Source organism: Ekhidna sp. ABH4_415 (genome assembly GCF_056161305.1).
On record NZ_JBSWYW010000007.1, the window covers coordinates 26,094 to 51,448 of the forward strand.

Below are 25,355 nucleotides of genomic sequence, written 5' to 3' on the forward strand. Positions count from 1 at the left end.
GATTCTTATGAAACGCCTTAAATATATTCTTTCTATAGTTGGAGTTTGTCTCTTTACCATGATTTACGGGCAAAGTGGGCCCGCTGGAGTAAGAGATAATACTACCAATCAATTTTGGTTGCGGGGAGACGTAGGTCTATTTGAATCCGGTGGTCTCGTTTCTATCTGGGAAGATCAGGCAGCCTCTAATGATGCAAGTCCGCCCACGAGCCAGGAGCCGGCCTTCTCTGATCCGGCAATAAATGGGATTGCAGGTGTAACGTTCTCGTCTGGTAAAGAATTAACAATTCCCAACTCTGGAAGTATCAATACAGCCACATTTACCAATCGTACAATTTTTCTTGTTTTTGAAACTCCAAGTTCTTTTAGTGGTACACAGGTATTATATGAGCAGGGAAATGCAACAGATGGACTCATTATTTACCTAGATGCAAGTGGTCAGTTATTTGCGGGCGTTTATAATTCTACTAATGACTACTTTGTAAATTCATCCGCGCTTTCAGTCAGCACAAGCTATATTGTATCATTCACTTTTGATGGCGGGTCCACATCAATAGAAGCCCATGTGAATAACAGTTCTATTGGATCGAATTCCTCAGTACTGGCTTCTGTTCAGGGAAACGCAGGAGACATCACTTTTGGGGAAAGTGGTGATGCCAACCAAATTAGTGGCGGATCTACAATTACAAGTGGAACAGCTGGTTTCACAGGAACTCTTGTAGAGGCAATATATTATGATGTCACACTCAATGACGGTGAAGTAACAATTATCAATAATTACTTATCTGAGAAATACGGAATTGCATTAACCATCACTGATAGATACGCTCAGGCTGGTTATGAAAATGAATTGATTGGAATTGGACGACAAACGGCAGGAAATGTCTCTACAACGGTAACCGGATCAGGAGGAGCGCTATATTTTGATGAAAGTGGTTCATCTCTAAATTCAGATGATGAATGGATATTTGCAGGACATAATGGTGTTGGACACGGGACTACCAAGAGTGATGTAGATGTTTCACTTGTTGGTTTCAGTAGATGGTCTCGGCTGTGGTATGTAGAAAAAACAGGCACAGTCGATATTACGATCTCATTTGATACTGAGGAAGCAGGATTTGGAAATGCAGATGATATTGGAACTACGAGTGATTTCAAGCTACTTTATTCAACGGATCCTTCTTCCGTGGATTTTACTGAAGCATCAGGTACACCAGCTGCTTCGTTTACTGATGGCAACACCAAAGTTACTTTTACAGTAGCTGACGCAGATCTTGCGGATGGATATTACACGCTGGGAGTCACTGAGATTGTCAATTTCTACTCTTACAAATCCGGAGATTGGGACGATCCATTAAACTGGACAACAGATCCCTCAGGCTCCATAAGAGTAAACTCAGACAATAGATATCCGAATCAGGCGACTGATAACGTAACGATATTAAATGGAGATGAAATTGATCTGGATGCAGATGCTGTGACTTCTAATGGTGGCTCATACACAATAGGTGATGTAACGGTACGGGCTGGGGGATTTTTAGATCTGGAGGGTACCTCTGGCCATACATTTGAAAATCTTAGCGGAAATGGTACCATCCGGCTGAATAGCTTTAATCTACCAACGGTAAACACGACCAATAGCTTTATCACAACATCAGGTGGGACCTATGAATTCTATTATGATGGATCTACCGATTACAGCATCAATGTAGCTTCAACGTTCAATGATTTGACGATTAATATGACAAATGATGCTGAGACATTAGATGGCACATTAACCCTTTTGTCGGATTTGACCGTACTTGGTGATTTATTAGTGTCAGATGGTACGTTTAGGATCAATGACAACAGTTCAACTACGACTTTGTCTTTGACGGTTAATGGAAATGTAACCGTCGATGCTGCAGGCACTATTTCTACCGGGACAGGGGATGCGCAAACTATCTGGCCTGGGGGTAATGTGGTTGAAACTTATCAGTTTCATCAGTTTGAAATCAAAGGCGATTTTACCAATGAAGGAACCGTTTCATTCACCAATCTTCCAGCCGCAAACTTAGATCAGTATCCGATGGCAGCCGATCCTGATGGATTTGCTGGAGGAGCCAGTCAATATGGAGTAGTCGAGGTACTTTTTACCTCCTCATCTCAAGATCAAATGGTCACATGTAATGGACCCACCACGTTTTATAGAATAGAGGTCGATAAAGGAACGGATGATACGTATATATGTGAAATAACAGCAAATAACGCTTCAAACTTCAACCTTTTTGGTCGAGTGGCATTTGCACAACATGTGGGCTCAAATGCATCTGAATATGTGAATCCGAAAGCGCTTGGGCTGGAAAAGGGCACTTTGAAGCTTTCAGATAATATCGTGATTCCAGAAGTCACTACTGATGATCAAAATGGGAATTTAGCCAGGGTTTGTTCGGGAACGTGCAATTTCGATTTTGTGATTTTTCCTGATGCACGTTTATGGCTTGCTGGTACTTCATCTTTAACATCCGAACAACAAAGAGGTATACAGGTGATGGGTAAGTTGCAGATCAGTGATAATGCAACACTATCGAAAGGTTCAGGTACCTGTCAAATCCTGTTTGATGATTCGGCCATTATGCTGGTAGAAGGAGGCACTACAACAGTCAATCAAATTCGTACCGTTGGTGGCCCGATTGACCCTAGGGGGGCCTGGATCCATACAGGTGGAACTGTAACAGTAAATCCGTATAATAATTCAGCAACTTACCCGGTTGATGATCCGGGTGATGGGGCCAATGGGGCACATGCGCTATTTAGTCTACCTTATTCAGAGATGAATTTCACCATGACTGAAGAAGATCCATCTAACCCTACCATTTTAAATATCATTATGGAGGACGATGATGATGATGATCAGCCAAAAGAGACTGGAGGTGATGATGTGTTGATACAAATAGGCGTGGATGAAGGTAACTATAACGTTACGGGGGGAACCGTTTATGTGGAAATGAGAAACTTCACTGGCGCATTTGATGAGGATGATGGGATAATCAACTCAACAGCACCCTTTTGGAACTTAACTCTAGACAAGGAAGACGGAAATACCCGACAGTATTATATGGGAGCTGTAAATGCATCCGCATTTACGCCTGCAGCAACATTACAAGACTTAATTATTCTAAATGATTTTAGGATGCTTGACAATGGGGGAGCCGGTTTTAATCGTGTGAGATTTGACGCAAACGGAGGAGATATGACCATTGGTAACGGATTTTATATAGAACCTAATACCTATATCGAAACTGAAGTCAACACGATCACTTTCAATGGTACCTCTGCAGTTCAAAGAATATCAGTAGAGGGGGAATTAGTATATGGCGTGGCGTCCAACATGAATGGAATGTATCAAATGGTGCTATCTGGTGGTGGAACTAAACGAATAGAAGGTAATCTTAATCCGTTTGAAATTGGAGATAGCCTGGTCATCGGTTCAGGTGTGATATTCGATGATAATGGATTTAACATAGCTGTAAATGGCGATATCTACAATGCCGGAACGCACACAGGCATGGGTAAAATTGAAATGACAGGAGGTGGGGTAGTGCATACTATTGATGGAGATGGCACAGGTATTTTTGCAAACCTTGAGGTGGATGATGCTAATGGGGTGAATCTACTCAATGATATTTATGTCTATGATACCCTTACCATGACTACCGGTATCTTTGATATTGATAAGCATGGGATAATCCTGGCTACAGACTCATCAGGCATTTCAGGAACAGGCTATAGCACAACCAAATACATACGTACTGCAGGGAATGCTTCAGATGAAGGTATTAGCATGTATATCGCCAATGATCGAGACGATTACTTGTTTCCAATAGGTACAGATCAGGAATCAGGGACTGATAAATACACACCTGTAACCATGTCTATTTTAGGTGCTAATGGAATAGATAGTGGATATGTGAAAATAAGTGTTGCTGATCAGTTTTTACCAACCATTGATCCCACCGAAACAGCTAAACTGAGCTATTTCTGGAGAGTTAATCACAGTGGTTTTTCTACCCTTCCGTCGTTTTCCTTGAGAATGTATTACGATGATGAAGACATCACAGGAAATGAAAACCAATATAATGGAGGCCGAGTATTGGATGAGGCTCCATTCACGCGAACAGAGGAGGATGCTAACGATGATGATCGAAATTCAAATGAGCTCGTTTTTAATGGTACTTCGAATAATGGGGCTTTCCCTGGCAATCGCTTTACGATCGAAAATGCTAATTTCAGTGCCGCAGGAAGTAATGCCTGGAATGGATTACCGGAAGTCTACTACAGTAGTGTGCCAAATGGGAACTGGACTAACTGGAACCTGGCCAGCACTTGGTCTACAGTCGGCCATACAAGCACAACCAATACCGGAACCTACCCGCAGGCTGGTGACATAGCTATCATTGGTAGTGTTTATGAAGGGGGAGGAACAGGTAGGCATCAGATTTTTACAGATGCTGACATTGATGTAGCTCAGCTGATTTTTGACTCTCAAGCAGGAGCATATCCATTAGATGTAACAAGCCTTTCTCGTTTAAGAGTTGATAGAACGTATACTGCTACCCTTAATCAGGTTTCAGGAAAAGGAGAGCTTGTTCCTCGAATTAGTAACACCGGGACGCAATCTGAAGGAACTATTACCGGGGATTTGGGAGATTTCATTGAGCAGGATAGTAGTGGATTTTTTTACTGGATAGTAGATGCAAATACAAATCGTATTTCTATAGCTAGAGATGAATTCCCCGGGTTACGATTATTTGGAAATGGAGATGTAGACTTCAGCAACCCGATAACTGCGAAAATTTTTATCAGTGACAATAATTCTGACCTTTATGTGGCCAACGATATGACAATATCTGGAGTCGCAAAGTTTGGTCAAAATGGAGCGGGCACCTTAAACTTTGAGAACGTTGGTTCTAATGTATCCTTTAGTTGTGATTCACTCATATTTAATCATGCCTCAAGTGCCGTTTCAGTAGAGAATGCAGGTACTGACGAACATAATTTGGTCGTTAATGGGGATCTGGTCTTACAATCAATGAGCTCCATGGATCTTTATAATGCCGGGACAACAAATGTCAACCTTGAATTTTCAGGAGCCCAAAACAACACATTCACTAATTCAGCCGGGATAACCCCTGAGCTTTATCGTTTGGTAGTAAATAAGGGAACGGATGCTTCCGACACCATCGAGATACAAACAAATTTTACGCTGAATGGCACCACGAATGGTATTACCAAAGCACTGGAATTGCAAAATGGTGTTTTGCAATTAAACAACAACAGCATTGACATAGAGTTGAATACTGGGGGCGGAGATTTTGATATCCCTTCGACTGCCGGGTTGGTTGTTACAGACGGAACAATTCGTGTCAGCGCAACTGGATCGGGATCTGGTAATGGTATTCAGTTAGATGGATTTTTAACCATAAATGGTGGATCCGCTATTCTGGCTGATGGTGTAAGTGGAGATAATTACATCGAGTATGGATCTGGCGGCTCAGCAGAAATCAACCTATCTTCAGGTACATTAATTGTTGGTTCACAATTACGAAGATCTGTACTCTCCTCAAATGGAACGATAAATTACAATCAATCTGGAGGTACCTCTTTATTCGGTGCTAACCCAACTGTAAGTTTTGAAAATACCAGGGGTGTATTTGAAATCGCTGATGGCACATTCACTTTTAATAATGATGATGGAGCTTCTACGCTCGCCATTGTTGGAGCTCAGGCGAACCCAACCATTGGAACCTTTGTGGTTGGAACATCTAGCACTACACCGACGGTGAATATGGCCTCTGATGTATATATCGATTTTGGTTATGATGACGGCACTTACACCACACCAGCATCGACCACTTTTGAATTGAACTCTTACCAACCACTATCTAACATTCGGGTCGATAGTAGTAATGCTAATAGCCCAACCGTTCAAATGGTTATTAATAACCTTACGCTAAAGAATGATCTTGAAATCAATAATAACGGGACCTTTGATGCTAATGGATTGCAGATCAATATTTCTGGAGACTTCATTAACGATGGAACCTATACCGCGAACAATAACCTGGTGGTCTTTGAAGGAACAAGTCAAAACATAAGTGGAACAACGGCAACTACTTTTTATGATGTTACTGTAAACTCTTCAGGAACGGTTTCTACAGACAATGTAACAGTCCCATCTACCGGCATCACTATAACGAATGACTTCCTGATCAATTCAGGAACCTTTGATGATCAGGGCATTCCTACCAACGTAGAAGGAGATGTTGATGTCTTAACTACTTATGCTGGAGTTGGTGGGCTTACTATGAACAGTGCTACCACTTCACAAGAAATAACCTCATCGGATAGAGAAGGGAATATTAGTAAGCTCGTAATAGATAATCCGGATGGGGTGACGCTTACTAAAACAATGGGAGGTCAAGTAGTTACCATGAATATAGATGACGAGCTAGCACTCGATGATGGTGTGTTTAGTATTTCAGATAATCGTTTATTCATCGATGGTGATGCGCCGATCACTACAACCGGTACATTTAATGCAAACACAATGATCTCCGTAAATGGAGTTAAAAAGAGCGATGGCGTAGAGAAAGAATTTAACAGCAACACTTCATTTACTATTCCTCTGGGTGTCCCAGGTAAGTATACACCTGTTGATGTAGTGGTCAATAGCACGGAAACAGCAACATTATTGTTTAAAGTGATTAATTCAGCTCACCCGTCCGCTACTGGAACGGACGTATTGGATTATTACTGGGTAGTGACTACCTCAGATAGTGATATTTCCGGGTTTAGTGGTAGCTCTATTGTGTTTAATTATATCGGCAGTGATGTAAATGGTAATATCAATAATTATGCAAATTCAAGGCTTGAAACCCCTACATGGACCAAGCTTCAGCCGCCAATATCTGGTAACGGAATCAATGCAGCTAACAATACCATAACTTGGACAGATGCTGATTTAGGTAATAATAATTTCACAGGTGAATTCACCATTGGTGATCCAAATGAAATCCCCGATGATCTGCTACTTTATCGTACAGCGGCTGGTGCTAATGGTAACTGGTCAAATACTGCAATTTGGGAAGTATCCAGTGATGGAGGAATGACCTATGGTCCTGCAAGTGAAGTACCACGTTCCGGATCAGTAGTGGAAATTAGAAGTGATGCATCTGTTACTATGTCTGCCGCTACCGATAACAACCAAAATATATTTAGCATCGAACTTGAAGGATTTCTGAATATCGGTGATTCTGATGGTCATAATTTTGGAGACATAGATGGGTTTGGTACAATGAAGTTGGAGTCAGGGGTATTACCAGGAGGTAATTTGGACAACTTCTTTACGACATCTACTGGGACAGTCAATTTCGGCGGAAGTGGTGACTATACTTTTTCTGCTGATTTTACAGATATCAGAAGTATAATTATTAGTGACGGTGGAGTTAAAAAAATTCCGGCTATTGTCCACACCGTTGGAACCGGAGGTATAATCATTCAAGATGGTGCTACTTTATCAAATACTGGTAAAATGGGCTTTTCAACATCTGGACCTATATTAATTAATAACGGAACATTAAATGCTGGTGATGCGTCTACATTGGTTTCTGCTAATGACTTTTCGTTGACGGCAGGTACATATAATGGTAATGGGGTTGAAGCCACCGTCTCTGGTGATCTGTCTATTAGTGGAGGGACTTTCAATGCTGGAATCGGTGACTTAAGACTTAGTGGTGATGTTGACTTTACATCAGGAACTTTTAACAATGGCAGTGGTAAGGTGATCTTCGAAGGGACTAGTAATCAAATCGTTAACGGAGACTTCAAACCGGATAAAATGTATGACGTAGAAATCAACAAATCATCCGGCCAGGTTTTCATTGGTAATGCAGATACCTTGGCCATTGCAAATACGCTCACACTAACGGCAGGCAGGTTTAATACTACGGACTCTACAAGTGCAGCCATTCTACTTTGTGATGTGGGCACAGGGGCTGGGAATTATACTCGAACGAATGGATACATTAATGGACCTTTGCTGGTAGAATTGGGCAATGGACAATCTTTCACATTCCCTGTAGGAAAAAGTACACTTTATAAATCATTTAGGGTTAACAATACCAGTGGTCAATCTGGAGTACAGATCTGGGAAGTAGAATTCTATAAAACCTCTCCGGTTACTAATGAAGCTGCTGTAGATAATTTTAATGTAGAGGCGTCAAGTAACGTTAAGGCTATTGTTCCAGATGAGTACTGGAGGGTAAACACAGCAAGCCCGGCAAACGGAGGCACTTTCCGCCTGGATGCCAGTATAAATACCATCACACAGAATGAAATTGATGATCAGGAATTGAAAGTCCTTGTATGGGATGATGCCGGGTCTGAATGGGATGACTTAGGTGGTATAGCCTCTGGTACCCCAGCTAATGCATCGATTGTTTCTACCATAGGAACTGCATTTAGTGAAAACTATTTTACCTATGGATCTGAAAATTCAGCAACTGCACTGCCAGTTGACCTCCTTTACTTCAAAGGAAATGCTGAGGACAATATAGTGTATTTATCATGGGAGACTGCTTCAGAGCTCAATAATGACTATTTTGAAATACACCGATCAGCCAATGGAGTTGATTTTGAGGTTTTGGGAACTGTAAAGGGGTCTGGCAACAGCAGCACTCCTGTTGAATATTCGTTTGTAGACCAAAGGCCCTATTTAGGTTTGTCCTATTACCGATTGAGGCAAGTTGATTTTGATGGTAAGAGTGAGAGTTTTGAGGTCATTCAGGTTAGCAATGACTTCAAACAACAAGGGATTGAAGTTGCTACCTATCCAAATCCGACCAACCCTGAAAACCTCAATATCAGAATTATAACAGGAGATGACCATACATCCATTTATGCGAAAATTTCAGACTTATTAGGAAGGTCATATGTTGAAGCTGAATTTGAGGGATCATTGATTATTGATGAGCGGGTCATTCCAAACAAAAGAATGACGCCAGGTATCTATTTTCTGATTGTACAACAAGGAGAGAATGTTGGCAAACATAAAATTGTGATTAAGTAGGTCAAAAATTATTTTCAAAATTCACCATGCAGCAGGCGACAAAGCCTGCTGTTTCTGTTCTTAGGGTGTTATTTCCCAAAGAGACAGGTTGAAATCCCGATTCCTTGGCGAGGGCTACTTCCTCAATTGAAAAATCACCTTCGGGCCCAATCAATATGGTCAATGTGCTTTCAGGTTTTAATACATGTTTTAAATAAAGGTGAGACTCGTCTACATGAGCAATCAGCTTTAAATCAGAGTTGCATGCTGAAACAAAATTCTTGAAGTTGGTGAGTTCTTTTATTTCAGGTAAATAGGGGTTCCCCGATTGTTTCATTGCGCTGATAGCTTTCTTCTCCAGCCGATCGAGACGGAGCTTCTTTCTCTCGCTGTGTTGAGTTTGGATAAAGGTGATTTCATCTACACCTATTTCGGTGAGTTTCTCAGTCAGCCATTCCATTCTGTCTGTGTTTTTTGTTGGTGCAATACCCAGGTGAATGCTGAATCCTTTCTCACGGACAGTTTCAGACGATTGAATTTCAAATTCACACAATTTTTTAGATACTTGGGTTAAAATCGCACGATATTTCCCACCATTTCCATCAAAAATTAAAATTTCATCCCCTTTTTGGTGCCGTAGTACTTGTGCACAATGCTTTGACTCGTCTTCTGAAAGGGCATTGATACCTTGAATCAATTCTTTTTTGTAAAAAATAGTCATTTTGAATAAAATTTTAGTCCTTATTGCCTGATTTTGCAGAAAATATTGATAAAATGGTTTTAAAACGATCTTGATAATCAACAATTTGCAAAAATCACTTACTTTTGAGCATCAAAATTGAACTTGAAAACGTAAACCATGGCAATTTTAAGACACCAAGCGCTTAATTTAGTGCAAACAAGGAAGAAGGTGGATGTAAAAGCTCCTTCTAAACGTATCTCCAATTATTTTGGAGAAATGGCCTTCACAAAGGCTCAAATGCAGACCACCTTATCCCCTGAAGTATATAATAAGGTTACAGATTGCATAAGAAACCGTAAGAAAATTGATATTGAAACAGCAGATGCTGTAGCAGCTGCTGTGAAAAACTGGGCACTGGAGCGTGGTGTTACACACTATACACACTGGTTTCAACCACTTACAGGTGCTACCGCCGAAAAACATGACTCTTTCTTTGATCCGAGCAAAGGAATTGAAAATTTTAAAGCTGAGGCACTGGTGCAGCAAGAACCGGATGCTTCCTCTTTTCCGAATGGAGGAATTCGAAGTACGTTTGAAGCACGCGGATATACAGCATGGGATCCCTCTTCTCCGATATTTATTTATGGAAAGACACTTTGTATCCCTACCATCTTTGTGGCATACACAGGAGAAGCGCTGGATCACAAAGCTCCTCTCTTGAAAGCATTGGAGGCAGTAGATAAGGCTGCTGTAAAAGTTTGTCGTATGTTCGATCGAAGTGTATCGAAGGTAAATGCATCGCTGGGATGGGAACAGGAGTACTTCGTAATAGACAAAGCCCTGCATGATGCGCGACCTGATTTGGTAATGGGAGGAAGAACCCTTTATGGTAATAATCCGGCCAGGGGACAGCAGCTGGATGATCATTACTTTGGATCCATTCCTTCAAGAATTTATGATTTCATGAAAGACTATGAAATCGAAGCGCATAAGCTGGGCATTCCATTGATGACTCGTCACAATGAAGTGGCACCAGCACAATATGAAGCTGCTCCTATGTACGGGCCTGTGAATGAGGCAACAGATCAGAATCAGCTACTGAAGGATGTTATGGAAAAAGTGGCTAATAAGCATGATCTTCGTGTATTATTTCACGAAAAACCGTTTGCAGGACTGAATGGTAGCGGAAAGCATAACAACTGGTCTCTTGTGACTGATACCGGGGTTAATCTTTTCCAGCCAAGCTCCAGTGCTAAGGATAACCTACTATTCCTAACCTTCTTTGTGACAACCATTAAGGCTGTTCATGAATATGCTGACTTACTTAGGTCAAGTATTGCTTCCGCAGGTAATGACTTCCGACTTGGTGCAAATGAGGCTCCTCCGGCTATCATTTCGGTCTTTATTGGTTCAACCCTTACTAAGGTGTTGGATAAGCTGGAAAAGTCAGGAGATATCATGGTGGAGAAAGGCGAAAACCTTTACATGAAGCTTGGGATTGACCAGATACCATCGATCATTCTGGATAACACGGATAGGAACAGAACATCTCCTTTTGCATTTACAGGGAATAAGTTTGAATTCCGGGCGGTAGGATCTGATGCAAACGTTTCTGATCCAATGATGGTGCTTAATACAATCATGGCCGAACAGCTTAGCGATTTTTACAAGAAGGTGAATAAACTCATTGATGGCGGAAGGGAGAAAAGGCTTGCGATTATCGATGTGCTCAGAGACTACATCAAAGAGTCTAAACCAATTCTTTTTGAAGGTGATGGATATTCCGAAGAATGGGTGAAAGAAGCTAAAAAACGAAAACTATCCAACGAACGTGAAACACCGCGTGCATTGGATTTTTCTGTGGTTGATAAAGTAGTAAAGCTTTATGAAAAACATAAAGTGATGAACAAAGTGGAAATTGAGGCCCGTCACGAAATTCGATTGGAAAATTACATCATGAAAGTTCAGATCGAATCAAGAATGATGGCAGATATAGCTTCCAATATGATCATTCCTACAGCCACAAAATATCAATCCAAGTTGATTGAGAATGCCAAAGGGTTAACTGATCTGGGTCTGGATGCCACAGAAATCAAAAAGACCATTGAGCAGGTTTCTACGCATATCAATAATGTGAGGAGGCTGTCTTTTGAGATGACTGAGGAGCGCAAGCGAATCAACAAAATCGAAGACATTCGTGAAATGGCAGTAGAGTACTGTGATAATGTGAAAGGCAAGTATTTCGAACCACTTAGGTATGCAGTTGACAAGCTTGAATTACTTGTTGATGACGAAGATTGGCCATTGCCGAAATACAGAGAATTGTTGTTTTTACGGTAATAGATAGGGTTAGTAAGTAAAGTCCCGGTGATTAGCCGGGACTTTTTTTGTTACTCATATTTTAAGTTTTCGGAGGGATTTACAGTAGCTGCTTTGTAAGCTTGAAATCCGGTTGTTAGTATGACAAAGAATGTCACAATAAGCAATACCATAACAAATAGCATGAAGTTGATATCGGTGTGATATTTAAAATCACCTAACCAATTGTTCATGATTTTGTAACCGATAATGAAAGCAGGGAGAGCACCCACCAGAACAAGCCAGATAAAATCTTTCACCAATAAAAGAACCAGACCTTTCACATCAGCACCCAGCACTTTTCTTACACTGATTTCTTTGGTACGCTGCTCAGCTGTAAAAGATGCCAGACCCAGCAAACCAAGACCTGAAATAATGATCATCATTATAGCAAAGCCAAGAAATAGTCTTCCTCTCAATTGATCGCTTTCATAGTCTCGCATGAAGTTTTGATCAAGAAATTGATATTCAAAAGACATATTAGGAAACAACTCGTTCCACGTTGCTTTGATATGATCAAGACCATCTTCCAGATCTCCAGAGATTTTAACCATAGCCTGCCTATTGTTCATGTTTGGAAATATCATGAAAGACTCGATCGGGTTATAGAGTGAACGGTGATGAAAATCTTTGATAACGCCGATCACTTTATGAAAGACGGTACTATCCTGATCAAATTGGAATCTTTTGCCTATTGGATCGTCCCAACCGAACCGTTCGACCATGGCCTCATTTACTAATACGCCTGATGCAGTGTCACTCGGAAACTCACGGGAAAAATTTCTGCCCTTCACTACTTCAATGCCCAGAACATCTACATAATCATAGTCCACACCAAACCAATCCACTCCATAAATTTCCATTACACCTTCAGTGGTTTCTACAGACATTACATTCTTCCCAAATCCATTTCCGGGAACCACCATCGATGTTGCGGCATTTTCAATGTTTGGGTTTTTGAGAAGTTCGGTTCTTAAGGTCTCCCATCGTTCGCTGGTGCTTCTGTTTAGTGTAAAATTGACCACCTGGTCTTTGTCAAATCCAAGGTCGGCATTACGTACAAATTGCATCTGCTGGTAGATCACGAGTGTGCCAATAAGCATGAAAATCGAAATGGAAAATTGAATACCTACCAATATTCTTCTTAGCCAAACATTGCCGGTACGTTTACTTCCTGATCCTCCTTTGATGGCTTTAATCGGACTAAAACCTGATAGATAAAAAGCAGGATAGGAGCCACTGACGAGTCCGGTGAAGATAAGTATTCCGACAAGTGTAAGGAGGATCTCCGTTGATAATAGGTCGCCTAATAGCAGAGAAGTACCCAGTTGATTATTGATCATTGGTACTACGAGAAGTAAAAGCAGTATGCTGATAAACATCGAAACCAGGGCAATCAGCACCGACTCCACAATAAACTGGCGGATAAGTGCAGCCCTTACAGCCCCCATTACCTTTCTTATTCCCACTTCCAACGAACGGCGCATGGATCGTGCGGTAGCCAGGTTCATATAGTTGATACAAGCGATAAGCACCAGGAATATGGCGACCGCCAGAAAGATGTAGATGTAATCGATGTTGCCAAGCGCCGAGGGTTCATTATGAAAGTCAGAGTACAAGTGAATATCCTGAATATTGATCATCTCATATTTGACCTTAATATCAAACTGATCGAAGATGGTAGCAACATACTTTGGTATGATTTCTTCATTGAGGCGTTGCTCCACATAAGCAGGATCTACTCCATCATTCAGTACTACATAGGTATATAAACCAAATCCACCCCAACTTTGAGAATTAGCATACTGTTCATTGGTGCTGAAAGATGCCATTGCATCGGGACGGATATGGGAAGTAACCGGAATATCGTCATATACGCCTGTAACTTTATAGGTAAAGTTTTCGGTTTCAAGGAATTTCCCAATCGGATTTTCACCTTTAAAGACCTTTTGCGAAAGTGTTTTATTTATTACTACACTGTTGGGTCCTGCAAGAGCAGTCACAGGATCACCCTGAATGAAATCGACTTTAAAAACATTGAATACCGTGGAGTCTACCAAATACCAGTTTTCTGCCTCATAATTTCGATCATCATATCGAAAACGAGCTCGGCCACCTACGGCAAAGCGGGTGAATTGCTTAATTTCCTGAAATTCTTCTTTCACTGTTTTACCTAAAGGAGGTTGAGTGACAGCCCATCTGAAAGCATTGTCAGGCTCTGTGATGTCAGCAGAAATACGGTAAATATTTTCTGCATTAGGATGGTGTTTATCGAAGCTGGTTTCCTGATTTAGGTACAAAATGATTAGTAGTGCCGAAGCAATCCCAATTGTTAGTCCTAAAATATTGAGTAGGGCATAGCCGGGCTGGCGTTTGAGGTGACGTAAAGCCACCAAGAAATAGTTTTTAAACATAGGTTTTGAGTTTGTGACCTTTAGATGTACTAGACGTTATGTTATTAGGTTACATCCATCTGTCGCAATTAAGACTTTTTAACAGAAAATGTACCTTTGTATTCAGATATGAAGACAGCAGAGATACACACTAAGAAAGGGGTAATGAAAATTGAATTCTTCGAGGAAGATGCCCCAAATACGGTTAAAAATTTTATTGATCTGGCGAATGACGGCTATTACGATGGATTAACTTTTCATAGGGTCATTCCAAATTTCGTTATCCAGGGCGGATGCCCAAAAGGCGATGGTACCGGCGGTCCGGGCTATCAAATTGATTGTGAACTGGATGGCGATAATCAATACCACGACAGAGGTGTGCTTTCGATGGCTCACGCTGGAAGAAACACGGGAGGGTCACAATTCTTCATTTGCCACAACAGGGACAACACCGCACATCTAGATCGAAACCACACGGTTTTTGGAAAAGTAGTAGAGGGGCTGGATGTGATCGATCAGATCAGGGAAGATGATGTCATGGAGAAGGTGGTGGTAAACAACTAAGTAAAAAAAACTATTAAGAGGCTCTCAAATTTGGGAGCCTTTTTTGTTTGTTTCCAAACGACTGTAACTTCATGGTGTTCTTATCATTAATTAGCGCTATGAAAAAAATCCTCACCATTCTAATAATTCTGGCATTCTCTTCGAATGTGTTTTCGCAAAACCGATCAACCCCGGACACTATATCAACTGACAAGGGCGAATTAATTATACAGCCTATAATCCATGGGACACTGGTGTTGTCTTGGAATGATATGACCATTTATGTGGATCCGTATGGTGGGGAAGAGAAATTCGAAGGACTAAAAGATCCCACATTGATTTTGATAACGGATATTCATGGAGATCACTTAAATCAGAAAACGCTGGATAAGTTAAACACACAACGGGCGCAATTTATTGTGCCTAAGGCTGTGAAGGAGAAACTCTCGGAAGAAATGAAGCGCCGAGCAGCTGCTATTGAAAACGGCCAGACCATAGTGATTGAGGAACTGGAGATTCTGGCTGTACCGATGTACAACCTACCTGAAACTGAAGACTCCCGTCACCCAAAAGGAAGAGGGAATGGTTATGTGCTTAGGATGGGAGATAAACGTATTTATGTCTCTGGAGATACAGAAGATATTCCTGAAATGAGGAACTTAGAAAATATTGATGTCGCGTTTGTTTGTATGAATTTGCCTTACACAATGAACGTGGATCAGGCGGCAAGTGCAGTAATAGAATTTCAACCTTCTATTGTCTATCCATATCACTATCGAGGCAAAGGTGAGCTAAGTGATATTGAATCATTTAAACAGAAGGTTGAAGCTGCGGGCACATCTACTGAGGTGAGACTTAGAGATTGGTACCCACAGTAGTTATTTCTTAAGCTGCAGCTCCCATTTGGTTCAACCACATTTGGAAGAAGCTAAGCTCAACCCATTGTTTGTTTGCAGAGTGGCTGTCTCCTGAGGTTTCTACCAGCACCCACATGGTACCATATTCATCTTTTTTACCCGCTACTACGTTTCTTCTCAGCATCACGCCGTTTACTTCGTATTCCACAGATAAGTCCATTAGTTGATTAAAATAGATCGCTTCCATAACTTTTTGCTTTTTAATTATAACTCAAAGATGCGATGGGGAGCAACCCTATGGTAGCGTGATTTTGGTAAATTGGGTATTTGCGTGATTTACGTAGGACTTGAAAATAACTTAGAGTTTCTCACATCGTCCCTTTAAATTATCGAACATGAAGATCGACAATTGATTTCTAACATCTGACCCGATGGCACTTTCAATCTTACGACCATCTATTTCTACTACAGGTGTTAGCTCTCCCATCGTCCCAGTAGCGAACACTTCATCTGCGTTGTAAAATTCAACCAGGCTTAAGTCCTTTTCATGACATGGAATGCCATTATTATTTGCTAACTCAATTACAAAACCACGTGTGATTCCATGGAGGCAGGCATTTGCATGAGGGGTGTAAAGTACTCCATCTTTAACCATAAATAAATTGGTGTCATTAAGCTCAGCTACAAATCCACGATCATCTAACATAATTGCCGCATCCACACCAGCGAAATTTGCCTGAATTTTAGCCAGGATATTATTCAAAAGGTTGCTATGGTGGATTTTAGAATCCAGAAATTGTGGACCATTTCTTCTCTGAGTTGAAGTGATAACCCGTATCCCTGATTCATTGTCATAAACCAATGGTTTCCATTCAGCCAGTACTATTAGGCAGCTTCCTTTCTGATTAAGGCGTGGATCCATTCCTGATGTCACTTTTTCTCCTCTGCTCAGCGTGAGGCGAATATGAACATCTTCATCCATTTTGTTCGCCTCCAATGTTTTCTTAATGGCATCCTTGACAAACTGTCTGCTAGGTACATGCTCAAAAGCCAAAGCCTTAGCCGAGTCATACATCCGGTCAAGGTGTTGCTCTAGATGTAAAATCCCTTCTTTGTATACTCTTAAACCTTCCCATACGGTATCTCCTCCCTGTACGGAAGAATCGAATACAGAGACCTTGGCTTCTTCTCTGGGATACAATTTATTACCTACCCAGATTTGAATGTTCTTATTTTTTGGATTGAATTTTTGTAGCATGCTTCAATTTATAATTTTTAAGTTTCTGATAATAGGGAAGTGCTTCTTCGTACAAAATTTTGCAATGATCAGGAAGTGGCCGTTCACTGGTTTGCTGCCTGGCAAAACCAGTGGAATTGTGAACGTTTTTATACCAATACTTTGCCCAAGCACCATCTTCAGGGATAGGTCCTTGTTGCCATGAAAGCATTCCTTCTTCGAACGGAATTTCGAGCTGTTCACAAAGCTGGTTTAATCCCTTATGAGGATCTGCTAGTATATCATTTGAGTCGATAACGATGGGTGAAATCTCATTTTCAACCAGATAATCCAGGATATCAGCCTCATGTTTTAATCCAATATCCTGGAGTGTTGGCTCAGGGATCACCTGAGCGAAGGAGGCAATCAACTGCTTTGGGTCACGGATCAGGAGGATGTTTTTCATGGGAAGTAGGTAGTCCCATTCCAGGTCCTCATGATGATGTGCCATGTTTTTCAGGAAAACAATGGAGTGAGTTGATTCAAGCTCCTTTATTTCTGCTAAAATCTCCTGTGTATTACCTGACATGCTCGCGATGGTCTCATTTCTACCAGGATGATCAAGTCCGGTTTTTAGCAGATAGTGTGCGTAGAAGGGTTCATCCACTACTTTAATTAGACTGTGCTGAGCGAAGGAATACATCAGCGCAGTGGAGATGTTTCGTGGGCCCGATATTAGATTAATGATCATGATCGAATATCAATAAAAAAGCCTCAATACGTATGGTATTGAGGCTTTAAATTAAAGCTTATAATCTTTTTAATTCATCTGAGCGGTGATCTTATCACTCAAGACATTTTTTGGAACTGCTCCAATTTGTTTATCTACAACCTCACCGTTTTTGAAAACGAGTAGAGTAGGAATCGATCGGATGCCAAATTTTGCAGATACTTCAGGGTTTGCATCTACATCTACTTTACCGATTACTGCTTTTCCCTCAAAATCGCCTGCAAGCTCTTCCACTACAGGGCCAATCATTTTACATGGACCGCACCACTCTGCCCAGAAGTCAACCAAAACAGGCTGGTCTGAATTAATAATTTCTTCAAAGTTGCTATCCGTAATTTCTACTGCTTTTGCCATTGTATTATCTGTTGATATTTTATCTCCTTGTGTTTCGAACACAAAAGTAATTTGAATAGTTTATTCTCTTTTGATAAAAGGAAGGTTTGTTGCCAACTTGACATTTAGGTTTGCTCTTAACCGCTGAGATAACTGAGATTAATCACAGAGAAATCTAAGGAGTATGTATAATATTTTTTTGTGGACTACCTCTGTACTCTTTGTGGAATTCTCCGTGTCCTCTGTGGTTAAAAGAAGTTTAGTTTTTTTGCAGAAGCACTCGATACCTCAGCTCTTCGATGTTCTCCAGCTCCTTAATTAGCTCATCTGTAGGGTCGATAGTGAATTTCCTACTCAACATTTCCAGATTAATTGCTCTGTTTTCGTAAACTCCCACGAGCGACATTTTCAGCAAAGATTTACCCGGATGTTGCTCGGCAATGCGTTCCACTTCATCCACAATGATGGCATTGACATCCTCCAGTCTCATTTTGATCTCAAGCCCTTTGGTCATCTTCTCACGAATTTCACTCAGGTGTTCAATGTTTTGGATTTTAAATTCCAATTCTTCGCTGTTCCATCGGTTCTGAATATTCCCCGTGAGATACAGAAACCATCCTTTCTCCAACATGGGTTTGAATTTCAAGTAATCCTGACCGAATAGGTAGAACGTATAATTATCATTGAAATCCTCGAGCGTAAACTGTCCAAATGGATTTCCTTTTTTGGACGTTCGATGCTGTACATCACTCACCACTCCACCAATTCGTACGTCTCTGCCTTGCAGTTTTTCTGGTTCTGATAGCTGATGAATGCCAGCATTGGTGAGGTGATCCATTTCGAACTTGAATTGATTGAGGGGATGGCCTGAGATGTAGAGACCAACCATTTCCTTCTCAATATTTAGCTTTTCTATATCACCGTAAGGTTCTATGCGACCCACTTTCGGTTTAGCAATGTCTGTTCCGGATGCGCCACCAAACAGTGAAGATTGATTGCTCGCTTCTTCTTCCTGCATACGGTTGGCGTACCGGATGGATTTTTCAATCAGTGAATTGCCTTCTTCATCCGGTTCTACGTACTGTCTTCTGTGGAACTCTTCGAAGCAATCGAATCCACCTGCCTTTGCAAGGCTCTCGAATGATTTCTTATTTACGGTTCTAAGATTAACCCGCTTCGCAAAATCGAAAATGTCGGAGAATGGTCCATTTTCATCTCGCTCTTCGATGATGGCCATTACCGCAGACTCACCTGTTCCTTTGATAGCGCCCATTCCGAAGCGAATCTCACCTTCTGCATTTACAGCAAAGTCTTTCTGCGATTCATTCACGTGTGGTCCCAGTACCTTAATGCCACGGTTTTTACACTCCTCCATGAAGAAGCTGACTTTGTCAATGCTGTTTTGATTGTGGGTGAGCACTGAGGCCATGTATTCCGCAGGGTAATTCGCTTTGAGGTAACCAGTATGGTATGCAACCACGGAGTAACACGTACTGTGCGATTTGTTGAATGCGTAGGCAGCAAAGGCCTCCCAGTCAGTCCATACTTTCTCCAGCTTATCTTCAGGGTGTCCTTTCGCTTTTGCCTGCTCGATAAATTTAGGTTTCATTTTATCCAGCACATCTCGTTTCTTCTTTCCCATGGCCTTTCGCAAGACATCCGCTTCACCTTTAGTAAAACCCGCCAGTGATTGTGAAAGAAGCATCACCTGCTCCTGGTAAACCGTAATTCCATAAGTCTCAGCCAGGTACTCTTCCATTTCAGGAATGTCATAGGTGATCTTTTCCTTACCATGTTTCCTGGCAATGAAGTTAGGAATGTACTCCATCGGGCCGGGCCGGTAGAGGGCATTCATAGCTATGAGATCCTCAAATTTATCGGGCTTAAGTGCCCTGAGGTGTTTTTGCATACCCGGCGACTCAAACTGGAATGTACCGTTAGTCTCCCCTCGTTGATAGAGTTCGTAGGTCTTTTGATCGTCTAAAGGAATTTTGTCGATATCGATTTTGATCCCATGTCGCTTCTCTACGTTTTCTACGGCGGTCTTTATTATGGATAGGGTCTTCAAACCCAGGAAGTCCATCTTGAGCATCCCTGCATCTTCAACCACACTGTTGTCAAATTGTGTAACGAGAAGTTCCGAATCCTTGGACTTGGCAAGTGGCACGAACTTACTCATGTCGTCCGGAGTGATGATCACCCCACACGCATGAATGCCAGTATTTCTCAGTGATCCCTCAAGCACGACTGCTTGATTCAACACTTGAGAGGGGAGGTCTTTTCCTTTTTTGAGGTCTTCCAGCTCCTTGACTTCCTCGAACACCTTGGAAAACTTAGCACCTGGTTTCTCCGGAACCAGCTTGGCAATGGCATCTGTCTCTGGTAGAGGAAGTTCCATTACACGACCGGCATCACGGATGGCCGATTTTGGCGCCATGGTACCATAGGTGATGATCTGGGCCACTTGATCAAATCCGTATTTATCGATGACATATTTGATCACTTTCTCCCGACCTTCATTGTCAAAGTCAATATCAATATCGGGGAGGGATACCCTGTCCGGATTCAGGAAACGCTCAAAAAGGAGATCGTATGCTATCGGATCGACATTGGTGATTCCGATACAGTAAGCGACTGCTGACCCTGCGGCCGATCCCCGGCCGGGTCCAACAGCCACACCCATCTCTCGTGCTTTGGCTGTAAAGTCTTGTACGATGAGGAAGTAACCGGGATATCCGGTGTTGGCAATGGTATCCAATTCGAAATCCAGTCGCTCTTTGATCTCATCAGTAATCTCATCATAGCGATGCTTTGCACCTTCATAAGTAAGGTGTCTGAGGTAAGCATTCTCACCACGCTTGCCTCCATCTTTTTCATCTTCAGAATCCTTGAATTCATCCGGGATATCAAAAGCAGGAAGAAGAACGTCACGTTCGAGAGAATATTCTTCAATCTTATCGATCAGCTCCGTGATGTTTTCAATTGCCTCGGGCACATCCCCAAACGCCTCTTTCATCTCTTGCTGAGACTTAAAGTAGTAATTGTCGTTGGGTAAGCCGGGACGGAATCCTCTTCCTCGTCCGATCGGTGTACTTTGTCTTTCGTTTTCTTTGATGCAGATCAACACATCGTGGGCTTTCGCATCTGCTTTATCCAGATAGAAAAATTCATTTGCTGCGATGAGCTTGATGTCATGCTTTTTTGCAAATCCGGCCAGAATTTCATTCAATCGATCCTCTTCTTCCAGTCCGTGTCTGTTGAGCTCAAGATAGAAATCATCACCAAACAGGTTTTTCCAGTATAGCACTGCTTCTTCCGCCTGTGTTTCACCAACGTTCAAAACCAAATGGGGAATTTCTCCTCCCAAACTGCCACTCAAGGCGATGATGTCCTCTTTGTATTCTTCGATTAGCGCCTTATCAATACGAGGGTAGAGCCCATAGTTACCTTCCTTGTAGGCGATGGAGCTCAGCTTGATGAGGTTTTCGTATCCTTTTTTGGACTTAGCGAGAAGGACCTGCTTGAATCGCTTATCCGGGTTGTCTTTGGTAAACTGAAGCTTGAGACGTTCTTCTGCGACATAGAACTCACAACCGAGAATGGGTTTGATGCCTGCTCCTTTGGCTGCTCGAACAAACTTGAAGGCTCCAAACATGTTGCCGAGATCGGTGAGCGCCACAGCAGGCATCTCATAATTTTTTGCCTTGGCGATGATTGACCCCACATCAGGTGTGGCTTGCAAGACGGAGAATTGAGAGTGACCATGCAGATGGCAGAAGGCTCCTTTGATATCTTCAGCCTTAACTTCCTCCGTGCCGATTTTACCTGAGGCCTTCTTTCGCTTGGTGGCGAAGTTTGCAGCATCCAGGTCTGGTGCTTCATAGGTGATATTTTCAGGGGGTGTGTCGTCAATCGTTGGGATAATCGAACGTTTCAAACACTCAAAAAATGCTTTGGCTGTGGCGTCTACGTCGTAGGCAGCATCGTGTGCGTCAGCAAACGGTTCCCCAAAAAGCTTTTCATAAAGCTCGATGAGCTTTGGCGATTTGAGGCGACCACCAATGCCTCCCTGAAGCTGAGAGAATTCTTTGGTGTCCTCCGCTGTATCAATGTTCTTGGCATCAGCTAAAAGATTCTCTTTTTCGGTACGGAGGTATTCCGCACCGATGATCTTATTGTCAAACTCGATGTTGTGACCTACGAGTACTTCCGCTCGCTTTACGTCTTCTGAGAATTTATCAAGCACCTCTGATAAATCTTCTCCGACTTCCAATGCTCTCTGTGTAGAGATACCATGCACTTTCTCTGCATTAAAAGGAATGGTGAAGCCTTCCGGTTTTACTATGTGATTACCCGTAGATAGTAATTTCCCGCTATGATCGTGTAGCTGCCAGGCGATCTGTACCAGTCTGGGCCAGTTGTCCAGCTGCTCTACAGGAGCCGTTTTGTTGTGAGGCAAACCGGTGGTTTCCGTATCAAAAATGAGGTACATAAAGGGCGGGTTATATTATCATTCAAAATAACACAAAGACGATCGATGAGTAATAAAAAAAGCCCCGAAGAATCGGGGCTGTGGATAACTTGTGGATATGGGGATAACTGTTTAATGATATTATCAAATGATTAAACGAGTGTTACTCATCCTTTAATGATCTCGCCGGGTTGACCCGTGCAGCATTCCATGACTGGAAGCTCATGGTGACCCATGCAATCACCAGAGCCACTATTCCAGCCAATAAGAAAACCATGAGGTTGATGTTTGTTCTATTTTCAAAATCCTGTAGCCACTCATTCATGAAATAGTAGGCAATAGGCGATGCAATGATGAATGCAATGGCAACAAGCTTTAAAAACTCTTTGGATAGGAGGGTGATGATACTCATGATGGATGCACCAAGTACCTTTCTAACACCTATTTCTTTGGTTCGCTGCTCTGCAGTAAAAGCCGCTAATCCATAGAGCCCAAGGCACGCAATGAAAATGGCCAGGAAAGCAAAGACACTGAAAATTTGTCCAAGTTTTTGTTCCGTTTTGTACATATCATTGAATCGATTGTCCAGAAAGCTGTATTGAAACGGTTGACCCGGTGCAAATTCGTCCCATTTTGTCTGGATATAGTCCAGTGAAGCTTTCACGTTTTCTCCATCAATCTTGAAAGACACATATCCTCTACTTCTTCCTAATTGAAATACCAATGGCTCAATATTATTTCTTAGGGATGTGTAATGAAAGTCCTTTACCACCCCGATAATGCTATATACCTCTACCTGGGGTTCATCTTGTGATCCACCATAGGTGGAGAGTTTACGGCCGACTCCATTATCCCATCCCATATGACGAAGGAGTGATTCATTGACCATGATAGTGGAACTGTCACTCAAGAACTCCTTGGAGAAACTGCGGCCTTCAGTAAGCTCCATATCCAGGGTGGCTAAATAATCATGATCTACCCTCGCATTGAAGAATACATAACTTTCATCTTTAGTAGGAGTAGCACCGGGAAACCATAAGTTATTATTGCTTTGAGTATTGACAGGCAAAAAACTAGACATAGTGCCGTTTTTGATTAACGAGCTGGACAGTACTTCTTCCTTATATGCTTCCGCCTTGTCACCCATGATCCATGGGTCGTGGATCATAACCACCTGCTCTTTTGAAAACCCAAGTTTTTTGTTTTGGATAAACGTAAGTTGCTGAAATACAATTGCAGTGCCAATGATCATCATGATACTCACTGCGAATTGCAGAACCACGAGTGTACTCCTGATCCCACCACTTTTCAGTCCCAGATTAAGTCTTCCTTTTAAAACCTCAACCGGGCGAAATTTGGAAAGGAAAAATGCCGGATAGCTGCCTGCCAAAATGCCCACAGCTATTAACACACCTGCCATGATTGTTAAATATGCAGGAGAAAACAGGTGGTTGATGGTCAACTGCTTGGCTGCCAAGGTATTGAACTGATCTAACAGCAGAAATGAAAGCAGATATGCAATGAGGATAGAGATAAAGGTGATCAAAAATGCTTCCGTAAGAAACTGCCGTATCAACTGAAATTTATAAGCGCCCATAACCTTACGAACACCTACCTCTTTGGCTCGTCCAGCAGAGCGAGCAGTAGCTAAATTCATGAAGTTGATGCAGGCGAGTATGAGAATAAATAGTGCTATTGCAGAAAAGATGTAAATGTATTTGATGTCACTATTCGCCATGAGTTCACCGTTCTTATCAGAATGGAGATGAATGTCTTTCATAGGAAATAAGGTGAATCCGGCTGTATTACCTGCTGCAAAAAATTCTTCCATCGTAGCGCCCATGTATTGTTGCACCTCTGGCCCAATGTACTTTTCAATCAGTGCTGGAAACTTAGCTTCAAGGACTTCAGGATTGAATCCTTCCTGTAGTTTGAGATAAGTAACAAAATTGAAACTCATCCAAAATTTGGATTTGGCCTCTTCACGACTTTCCATGGTGAACATCATTGAGAAATTCATATGAGAGTTGGGTGGCATATCTTCATATACGCCAGTAACCTCCCAGGTTTCATCGTTATCGATCACTACAATCTGTCCGATGGGATCTTCGTCACCGAATAGTTTGATGGCCTCAGTCGCATTCAATACCAATGTTTTGGGACGCTTCAGGCATTCCCCCCTGTCACCTTTTATCAATTTAAAGTCAAAAAATGTAAAGAAATTAGGATCTATGAATGCCACATCATCCTGGTAATAATTGTTTTCTGTACCTTTTTTCTTAATTAACCAGTTGCCACTTTCACGTACACGTACAGATTCCTCTACCTCCGGATATTCTGACAGCATCGTTTCAGAAGCGGGTGCGCTTGAAAGCGCGGTTATAAATTCAGATCCATTGATTATGCCGGCAAAGTCCATTCGATACGTTCGGTCCAAATCTGAATGAAAAGTATCGTAGTTTAATTCATCTATGACATAGAGGGAGATCATCAGAAAGCAGGTGAGTCCTACTGATAGGCCCAAAATGTTAATGAGCGAATAGAACTTGTGCTTAAACAAGTTACGCAGGGCAACATTGAAATAGTTCTTTAACATGGTTTTAAGTTTTTGTCCCTTGAGTTAG

12 protein-coding genes are annotated in these 25,355 nt (G+C 41.8%); 4 read left to right on the forward strand and 8 right to left on the reverse strand.

Annotated elements, in window-relative coordinates:
• Nucleotides 1-7 precede the first annotated feature (7 nt).
• Nucleotides 8-9,109, forward strand: coding sequence for a T9SS type A sorting domain-containing protein (locus ACXAH9_RS13120; protein ID WP_474895312.1), 9,102 nt, complete (start codon nucleotides 8-10; stop codon nucleotides 9,107-9,109).
• 1 nt (nucleotide 9,110) lies between these two features.
• Here ACXAH9_RS13120 and ACXAH9_RS13125 read toward each other — a convergent pair whose 3' ends face one another.
• Entirely contained in the window at nucleotides 9,111-9,809 is a 699-nt protein-coding gene (locus ACXAH9_RS13125) for a 16S rRNA (uracil(1498)-N(3))-methyltransferase (RefSeq protein ID WP_474895313.1), read from the reverse strand.
• A gap of 138 nt (nucleotides 9,810-9,947) precedes the next feature.
• On the opposite strand from ACXAH9_RS13125, the gene ACXAH9_RS13130 reads away from it, so the two are divergent.
• Nucleotides 9,948-12,110: a glutamine synthetase III family protein gene (locus tag ACXAH9_RS13130; RefSeq protein WP_474895314.1), complete on the forward strand. Its 2,163-nt coding sequence runs from the start codon at nucleotides 9,948-9,950 to the stop codon at nucleotides 12,108-12,110.
• 50 nt (nucleotides 12,111-12,160) lie between these two features.
• On the opposite strand, the gene ACXAH9_RS13135 is transcribed toward ACXAH9_RS13130, so the two are convergent.
• On the reverse strand, nucleotides 12,161-14,542 hold the full coding sequence (locus tag ACXAH9_RS13135) for an ABC transporter permease (RefSeq protein WP_474895315.1): 2,382 nt from the start codon (nucleotides 14,540-14,542) through the stop codon (nucleotides 12,161-12,163).
• A gap of 108 nt (nucleotides 14,543-14,650) precedes the next feature.
• Here ACXAH9_RS13135 and ACXAH9_RS13140 point away from each other — a divergent pair, with 108 nt between their 5' ends.
• Both ACXAH9_RS13140 and ACXAH9_RS13145 read left to right on the forward strand, forming a co-directional pair.
• Nucleotides 14,651-15,085, forward strand: coding sequence for a peptidylprolyl isomerase (locus ACXAH9_RS13140; protein ID WP_474895316.1), 435 nt, complete (start codon nucleotides 14,651-14,653; stop codon nucleotides 15,083-15,085).
• Nucleotides 15,086-15,183: 98 nt separating this feature from the next.
• Nucleotides 15,184-15,942, forward strand: a complete 759-nt coding sequence (locus tag ACXAH9_RS13145) for an MBL fold metallo-hydrolase (protein WP_474895317.1) — start codon at nucleotides 15,184-15,186, stop codon at nucleotides 15,940-15,942.
• Nucleotides 15,943-15,949: 7 nt separating this feature from the next.
• Here the strand turns inward: ACXAH9_RS13145 and ACXAH9_RS13150 are convergent, their stop codons facing one another.
• The 6 genes from ACXAH9_RS13150 to ACXAH9_RS13175 form a co-directional block, all read right to left on the reverse strand.
• The gene (locus ACXAH9_RS13150; RefSeq protein ID WP_474895318.1) at nucleotides 15,950-16,168 is read right to left on the reverse strand and encodes a hypothetical protein; all 219 of its coding nucleotides are present in this window, start codon (nucleotides 16,166-16,168) and stop codon (nucleotides 15,950-15,952) included.
• Nucleotides 16,169-16,279: 111 nt separating this feature from the next.
• Nucleotides 16,280-17,179, reverse strand: a complete 900-nt coding sequence (locus ACXAH9_RS13155; RefSeq protein WP_474895319.1) for an aminotransferase class IV — start codon at nucleotides 17,177-17,179, stop codon at nucleotides 16,280-16,282.
• Nucleotides 17,151-17,888 (reverse strand): sulfotransferase-like domain-containing protein, encoded by a 738-nt coding sequence (locus ACXAH9_RS13160; RefSeq protein ID WP_474895320.1) that lies wholly within the window; start codon nucleotides 17,886-17,888, stop codon nucleotides 17,151-17,153. Before ACXAH9_RS13160 ends, ACXAH9_RS13155 begins: the two co-directional genes overlap by 29 nt.
• Before the next feature lie 69 nt (nucleotides 17,889-17,957).
• Nucleotides 17,958-18,281 carry a thioredoxin gene (trxA, locus tag ACXAH9_RS13165; protein WP_474895582.1) on the reverse strand — a complete coding sequence of 108 codons (324 nt, stop codon included), beginning with the start codon at nucleotides 18,279-18,281 and terminating at the stop codon, nucleotides 17,958-17,960.
• Nucleotides 18,282-18,519: 238 nt separating this feature from the next.
• Nucleotides 18,520-22,752, reverse strand: coding sequence for a DNA polymerase III subunit alpha (gene dnaE, locus ACXAH9_RS13170; protein ID WP_474895321.1), 4,233 nt, complete (start codon nucleotides 22,750-22,752; stop codon nucleotides 18,520-18,522).
• A 142-nt stretch (nucleotides 22,753-22,894) separates the two neighbouring features.
• Nucleotides 22,895-25,327: an ABC transporter permease gene (locus tag ACXAH9_RS13175; protein ID WP_474895322.1), complete on the reverse strand. Its 2,433-nt coding sequence runs from the start codon at nucleotides 25,325-25,327 to the stop codon at nucleotides 22,895-22,897.
• Nucleotides 25,328-25,355 lie beyond the last annotated feature (28 nt).

What these genes read in the sequence shown, in the direction of transcription:
- ACXAH9_RS13120 (WP_474895312.1), top strand. Translation starts at nt 8, where the DNA reads ATGAAACGCCTTAAATATATTCTTTCTATAGTTGGAGTTTGTCTCTTT.
- ACXAH9_RS13125 (WP_474895313.1), bottom strand. Translation starts at nt 9,809, where the DNA reads ATGACTATTTTTTACAAAAAAGAATTGATTCAAGGTATCAATGCCCTT.
- ACXAH9_RS13130 (WP_474895314.1), top strand. Translation starts at nt 9,948, where the DNA reads ATGGCAATTTTAAGACACCAAGCGCTTAATTTAGTGCAAACAAGGAAG.
- ACXAH9_RS13135 (WP_474895315.1), bottom strand. Translation starts at nt 14,542, where the DNA reads ATGTTTAAAAACTATTTCTTGGTGGCTTTACGTCACCTCAAACGCCAG.
- ACXAH9_RS13140 (WP_474895316.1), top strand. Translation starts at nt 14,651, where the DNA reads ATGAAGACAGCAGAGATACACACTAAGAAAGGGGTAATGAAAATTGAA.
- ACXAH9_RS13145 (WP_474895317.1), top strand. Translation starts at nt 15,184, where the DNA reads ATGAAAAAAATCCTCACCATTCTAATAATTCTGGCATTCTCTTCGAAT.
- ACXAH9_RS13150 (WP_474895318.1), bottom strand. Translation starts at nt 16,168, where the DNA reads ATGGAAGCGATCTATTTTAATCAACTAATGGACTTATCTGTGGAATAC.
- ACXAH9_RS13155 (WP_474895319.1), bottom strand. Translation starts at nt 17,179, where the DNA reads ATGCTACAAAAATTCAATCCAAAAAATAAGAACATTCAAATCTGGGTA.
- ACXAH9_RS13160 (WP_474895320.1), bottom strand. Translation starts at nt 17,888, where the DNA reads ATGATCATTAATCTAATATCGGGCCCACGAAACATCTCCACTGCGCTG.
- trxA (WP_474895582.1), bottom strand. Translation starts at nt 18,281, where the DNA reads ATGGCAAAAGCAGTAGAAATTACGGATAGCAACTTTGAAGAAATTATT.
- dnaE (WP_474895321.1), bottom strand. Translation starts at nt 22,752, where the DNA reads ATGTACCTCATTTTTGATACGGAAACCACCGGTTTGCCTCACAACAAA.
- ACXAH9_RS13175 (WP_474895322.1), bottom strand. Translation starts at nt 25,327, where the DNA reads ATGTTAAAGAACTATTTCAATGTTGCCCTGCGTAACTTGTTTAAGCAC.